We start from the raw sequence: 5,672 nt of genomic DNA on the forward strand, positions 1-5,672 counted from the left end.
GGGAGGGGTCTAGTTGCGTGCAATGCTGCTGACGGTGCCGCCGTCAACGCGTTTCAGGCTCATGCCGACAACCGGTACCATGGTATCTTCAACTTTGACCGACACGGTAACATTCATGGTGTTCTGGTCGGTGACGCGTGCCAGCATCGCGCCGTTGAGCTGTTTGCGTGCCAGTGACAGTACTACGCGGTTACCGTTGACCGAGCCGGACGTTACATTCAGGCCTTTGCCTTCAGCGCCGTCATTGAAAGTGCCGCTATAGCTTTTGCCGGTGCGCACTACGGTTGCTTTCATCGGCTGCGAGAAGACGCCGACGCGGCAGGTGCCGTCGAGTGTCATGCCAATGTTGCCATCCGGCGTGGTGCCGGAGAGATTGCAGACGAATTTCGTGCCCTTGTATTTACCGGCAACAACTTCACCGGGGCCGCTCCACTGACCTTCGACATTGCGGAAGAAAGCTTCATCCTTATCCGATGCGTGCGCAGAAACAGTGCTGGCCGCAGAAGCGAATAAAATAAGGCAGGCGGCAGTGGCACGTGTAATCATAACAGAACTCTGTTCCGGATAGTTTGAGGGCGGCTTTTCAGTTCTTTGCAGGACCTGCATCATCACTTTTCAGGGCGCGAAATGCTGTCAAACAAGATACCAAAACCAGCCCTTATAATCGGCCGGAATGGTTAACAGCTGGTTTCTAGAGCGTGTTGAATTTAAGGAAATTCATGGTGTTCGCTCTAGAGTTTTTTAATTGTCGCATGTTCGCAAACGCTAAATGAACCCATTTAGCTGCGACATGCTTAGCACGATTAAAACAAGGGATAAACAGGTTTCAGAGTGGTTTTTTCTGAGTTGTGGCTTTTACGATATCGCTGACAAAGTCACTGATATTCGGGCGTTTTTCCGCATCAAACGGCAGCGGGCGCACAATATCCATGGCGGAAATGCCGATCCGTGCGGTCATCATGCCGTTTATCACACCTTCACCGAGTTTGGCAGAGAGGCGCGAGGCGAGACCCTGACCCAGCAATTGCTGAACCACGCTGTCACCCATGGCGATGGTGCCGGTAATGGCCAGATGGGCAATCACACTGCGGGCAAGGCGCAAAAAGCCTAAAGAACCCGGACGGCAGCCATAAAGTTCGGAGAGGCGGCGGATCAGCCGCGATGATTCGAAGATCACATAGGCAATATCCACTAAAGCGCGCGGGCTGACGGCTGTGACGATAGAAACGCGTTTCGCGGCGTTGAGGATCAGCATCCGCGCTTCACGATCCAGCGGATGCAGAATTTCCCGCTCGGTAATGCGGATAAGATCGCGTCCGTCGATAATATCACCGCGTAATGCCTCTAATGTCGTGCGTCCGCGTGCGGTTTGCGGCAGGCTGGCTGCCACTTCAAGCAATCTGTCTGTGACTTTGCGGGCTTTCTCCGCATCATTGCGCTCGGTGGCCTCTGCCGCTGCGAAGCGCAGTTCCTGCACTGCGGAGAGGCGGCGCAATGCCAGTCCTTCGCGCACCACCAGTGCAATCAGTGAGGCAAGGGCGATGAGGGCAACGCCGAATGTGAGCCAGCCGAGCCAGTCGGCACGGCTGAACATGGCGCGGATCAGATCCTCCGTCCAGATGCCAACGGCAAAACTGAGTAACAGGCCCAGTGCAGTGAAAAACACACTGCGCAGAGTAAAGCGCCGCTTGAGGAGACTCGCAGGTGGCGGGGTCAGTTGCGCACCGGCATCAATCGCCTCCTGCTCGAACACATCGACCGGCTCTGCTGTGACTGCGGACAGGTCACGGATGGCAACCGGCTTGCGTGGTGCCTGCGGCTGGCTTTCATCTGCCTGCGGGTTTACGCTAAAGCTCGTGGGTTTTCTTGGCTTATCCGACATGACTGCTCCTTATGCCAGCCGGTCGCCGAGCAGAAACTGCATGGCGCGGTCAAGGCGGATATGCGGAAGCGAGAGATGAATACCATCCAGATCCGCTTTAATCGCCGGTGGCCTGAAACGGACGAAGCGGATCGGTGCTTCATGCGCACGATCACGGGGCGACAATTCCGGCTGGTCAAAAATTGCCTGCACATTGTGCGGCAGATCACCCGGAAAAATCGCAGTTTCCGTTTCGCCGTCAAAGACTTCACCGTCGATCACTTCGCCCTTCAGCGGGGTGCCGACGATGACCGGTAATGTATCACCATTCTGGTTGACTGTCGCTTCGCGGGTGGCGCGCACCGCGGCCATGGCCAGAACATCAATCTCAGCGCCGGACATGTCCGCATTCTTGGCGGCGCGGTCAACCAGTCTGCGCACGATGGCTTCAAGCCGGTTATGGCTTTCATGATGCAGATGATCGGCTTTGGTCGCCGCAATAAGAATACGGCCGATACGCTTCTGGATCAGACCGGTGAAAATATTGGAGCGTCCTGCGCGGAAACAGGCGAGGATTTCGGTGAGTGCGCGCTCCAGATCGCGTACAGCAGCACCACCGGCATTAATCGCCTGCATCGCATCAACCAATACAATCTGCCGGTCAAGACGGGCAATATGCTCGCGGAAGAATGGTTTCACCACATGGGTTTTGTAGGATTCATAGCGCCGCTCCATCATCGCCGCCAGCGAGCCGGTTTTGAAATTGCCTTCAGGCAGATCGGGCAAAGGCGCAAAGGTGAGAGCCGGAGAGCCTTCCAGATCACCGGGCATCAGAAAACGTCCCGGTGGCAGGGTAGATAATGCCTGTTCGTCGGATTTGCCTGCACGCAGATAATCGGTGAAACTGCGTGCGAGACGTTGCGCCGTCATTTCATCAGCAGGAGCCAGCGCATCAGTCGTTGCAGCTTCCCGCAGCCAGTCTTCGGCAAAGCCGAGATGTGCTGTCTCATTGGCAAGGGCAAAGGAATCGCGGGAAAATTCGGCATAGCTTTTGCCGAGCAGGGGCAGATCGAGCAGCCATTCTCCCGGATAATCGACAATATCAATCGACAACTTGCCCGCAGAGAGCATGCGCCCCCATGAAGAGGCCGATTGATATTCAATGGTCAAACGCAGCTCAGAGATTGCACGGGTGGAATCCGGCCAGATACGGTCTTTTACCAAGGCTGCCAGATGATCTTCATATTGGAAACGCGGGACGGCATCATCCGGCTGCGGCTGGAGATAGGCGCGGGCAATGCGGCCGGATGCATAGGCATCAAACAAGGGCAGGCGTCCGCCCTGTACCAGATTATGCACCAGTGAGGTGATGAAAACGGTTTTACCGGCGCGGGAAAGACCTGTCACACCGAGGCGCAGTGACGGTGTAACCAAGCTGCCGGTGCGCTCCATCAATGTATCAAAAGCAATTTTGGCTTCATCCGTTAAAGTGGTCAGTCTGGCCAAAGATGCCCCCGTAAAGACTGTTGATATTCGCTAAGCGCGATACGTTATGATGTTTAACGCAGTTCCCTGAATATAGGATGTGAAATCCGTAATTGCAGGGTGCTAAATCATTATGCTGATTTATATCCGCATTATCACGGTCAATTATGTTTTATAAACAGCCGGTAAGATCTTAATCTTCATGCGGAAGGTAAAGGGCCGTCAGTTGTGCATTTTCAGGAGAGAAGGCTGAAAAATCTGCCTGTGTTTTAATTTCGGCCAGTCCGGCAGTGGGGAAACCATAGCCGATCCGCTGCTCAAACTGATGGCTGCTACGCGCAAACAGCAATGCGCAATCTTCAATGCTCGGATTGTGTCCGACAATCAGGGCGCATTGAGATGTATCCGGTATCTGACTGCGGATTTCCTGAATGTATCCGACGGCATTTGCACGATAGAGCGAGGGGGCTTCCTGCAATGTGACCGGATGTGCGGGGAATGCATTGGCTAGGGCAGTTTTGAAAATATCTGCCGTCTGTCTCGTGCGTGCTGCGGGAGAACAGAGGATGAAATCGGGCAGAATACCTGCATTGATCAGGCGCTTTGCCTGATTTTCAGCATCGGTCTCACCGGCCGCATTCAGGCGCCGGTCAAAATCTTTTCCGCTGCTGTCAGGCAGAACGGCTTGGGCATGGCGAAGGAATAAGATTGTGCGCATGGGAGCAATTTTGCAGGTTTTGCACCGAAAAGATAGTGTGCTGAACAGACTGAAAACAAGGATAAAAAGCTGATTTTCTGTAACTTGTTTGTTATGTCAGCAGCGTATTGTTTTTGAAGTTATTGCCGGATTGAGAGGGAAATATATCAAAGCAGAAATTTATCCGGAGGTTGCGATAATGAAAATTCTGTAAATCATGATATAATATTGAGTAATTGTATCGTTAATTTTTATGGTTTTGTTTTTATACATTGATATTTTAAAATAGTGTCATGTGAAAATTTTGTTTTACTTAAGTTGATGCGGTATCTTCGATTTTAAAATTTGCAGATATCTGCTTATATGACTTTAGGATAATGCGGCTATTTTTTCAGGTGCAGGTTGAAAATACTTGAACTGCTGTTTTTTCAGGTTGTATCGTGTCGCTTATAGACCTATAAGGCGCTTCGTCTCCTAGGTGTGGGGTGATTCAAAATGAGTGAATTAATCGACCTTAACTACAAGCCCACGGATGACGAACCGTTCATGAATGAACGGCAGAAGTCATATTTCCGTGCCAAGCTAATCGCTTGGAAGAATGACATTTTGCGTGAAGCACGCGAAACGCTGGAAGCATTGCAGCGTGAAAATGCTAATCATCCTGATCTGGCTGACAGGGCCTCATCAGAAACGGATCGGTCTATCGAGCTGCGTGCCCGTGACCGCCAGCGTAAGCTAATCTCCAAAATTGATGCGGCTTTGCTTCGTATTGATGAAGGAACCTATGGTTTTTGTGAGGAAACCGGCGACCCGATCAACCTTAAGCGACTGGATGCCCGTCCGATTGCTACTTTGTCGATCGAAGCGCAGGAACGTCACGAGCGTCGTGAAAAAGTTTATCGCGACGACTAAATTATAGGGTTTTGTGCTTCGCACATACTCGCGAGAAATTAAAAAACGCAGTGCTGGAGGGCGCTGCGTTTTTTTTATTATCTGTTTTTAGGAGCTTATTTGCGCGGGGAAATATCAAGCATTCCGGCTGGCAAACTCGATTGCGGCTTTTCTGCAGGTTCCGCTTTTTCCGTGCTTGCGAAATGCTGTTCCATTTCGGACGAGAGCAAATCTTCAAAGGAAATTTCATTGTCGGATGACAAGTCCTTGTCAGACAGGGCATCTGCAACCGCGCTTTCAAGATCAAGCTCAAAATTCGGCTGCGCTACAGGCTTGGCAGCCGGAGCAGGCGCGGCGCTGAAGGATGGTTCCTGCTGTGCAGGGCGTGCGATTTGCGGAGTTGCCCGTTGCAAGACCAGAGGCGTGCCTTCTGCCGTTTTTGCATCAGGACCCGGACGCACATCATCGAGCGAAGGTGAGGCGCTGCGATTATCGCGCTTGGCGGCGGCAATCAGTTCCTGTTGCGCTGCATTGCTTGCGGCGGCCAGACCGGATGTTGCTGCAACCACACCGCGAGAGACCTGACCCAGCGGATAAACCGGATGCAGCTTTGGTGCTGTTTCTGCCGGTCGTGCAGCCGGAGCCTGACGCTGCTGTTGCTGGCGGGCGGCAGCAGCTACCTGCTGCGCATGGGTTTGCAATGGCTGGCTTGGCGCAGCAACAGGTGACTGCGTAGCA

General features: G+C 52.7%; 5 protein-coding genes and 1 pseudogene. 1 reads left to right on the forward strand and 5 read right to left on the reverse strand.

Annotated elements, in window-relative coordinates; genetic code table 11:
- Positions 1-9: 9 nt before the first annotated feature.
- The 4 genes from A918_RS0102020 to A918_RS0102035 all read right to left on the reverse strand — a co-directional run bounded on the left by A918_RS0102020 (position 10) and on the right by A918_RS0102035 (position 4,064).
- Positions 10-546 (reverse strand): hypothetical protein, encoded by a 537-nt coding sequence (locus A918_RS0102020; protein WP_028233258.1) that lies wholly within the window; start codon positions 544-546, stop codon positions 10-12.
- Between the two features lie 280 nt (positions 547-826).
- Positions 827-1,882 (reverse strand): YcjF family protein, encoded by a 1,056-nt coding sequence (locus tag A918_RS0102025; protein ID WP_022709437.1) that lies wholly within the window; start codon positions 1,880-1,882, stop codon positions 827-829.
- A gap of 9 nt (positions 1,883-1,891) precedes the next feature.
- On the reverse strand, positions 1,892-3,367 hold the full coding sequence (locus A918_RS0102030; RefSeq protein WP_022709438.1) for a YcjX family protein: 1,476 nt from the start codon (positions 3,365-3,367) through the stop codon (positions 1,892-1,894).
- A gap of 172 nt (positions 3,368-3,539) precedes the next feature.
- On the reverse strand, positions 3,540-4,064 hold the full coding sequence (locus A918_RS0102035) for a histidine phosphatase family protein (RefSeq protein ID WP_022709439.1): 525 nt from the start codon (positions 4,062-4,064) through the stop codon (positions 3,540-3,542).
- A 474-nt stretch (positions 4,065-4,538) separates the two neighbouring features.
- On the opposite strand from A918_RS0102035, the gene dksA reads away from it, so the two are divergent.
- The gene (gene dksA / locus A918_RS0102040) at positions 4,539-4,955 is read left to right on the forward strand and encodes an RNA polymerase-binding protein DksA (protein WP_022709440.1); all 417 of its coding nucleotides are present in this window, start codon (positions 4,539-4,541) and stop codon (positions 4,953-4,955) included.
- Between the two features lie 95 nt (positions 4,956-5,050).
- On the opposite strand, the pseudogene A918_RS21955 reads toward dksA, so the two are convergent.
- Positions 5,051-5,672: pseudogene (locus A918_RS21955) on the reverse strand (hypothetical protein); the annotation flags it as partial.

The sequence above is a fragment of the Pseudochrobactrum sp. AO18b genome (genome assembly GCF_000409565.1).
GTDB lineage: Bacteria > Pseudomonadota > Alphaproteobacteria > Rhizobiales > Rhizobiaceae > Pseudochrobactrum > Pseudochrobactrum saccharolyticum.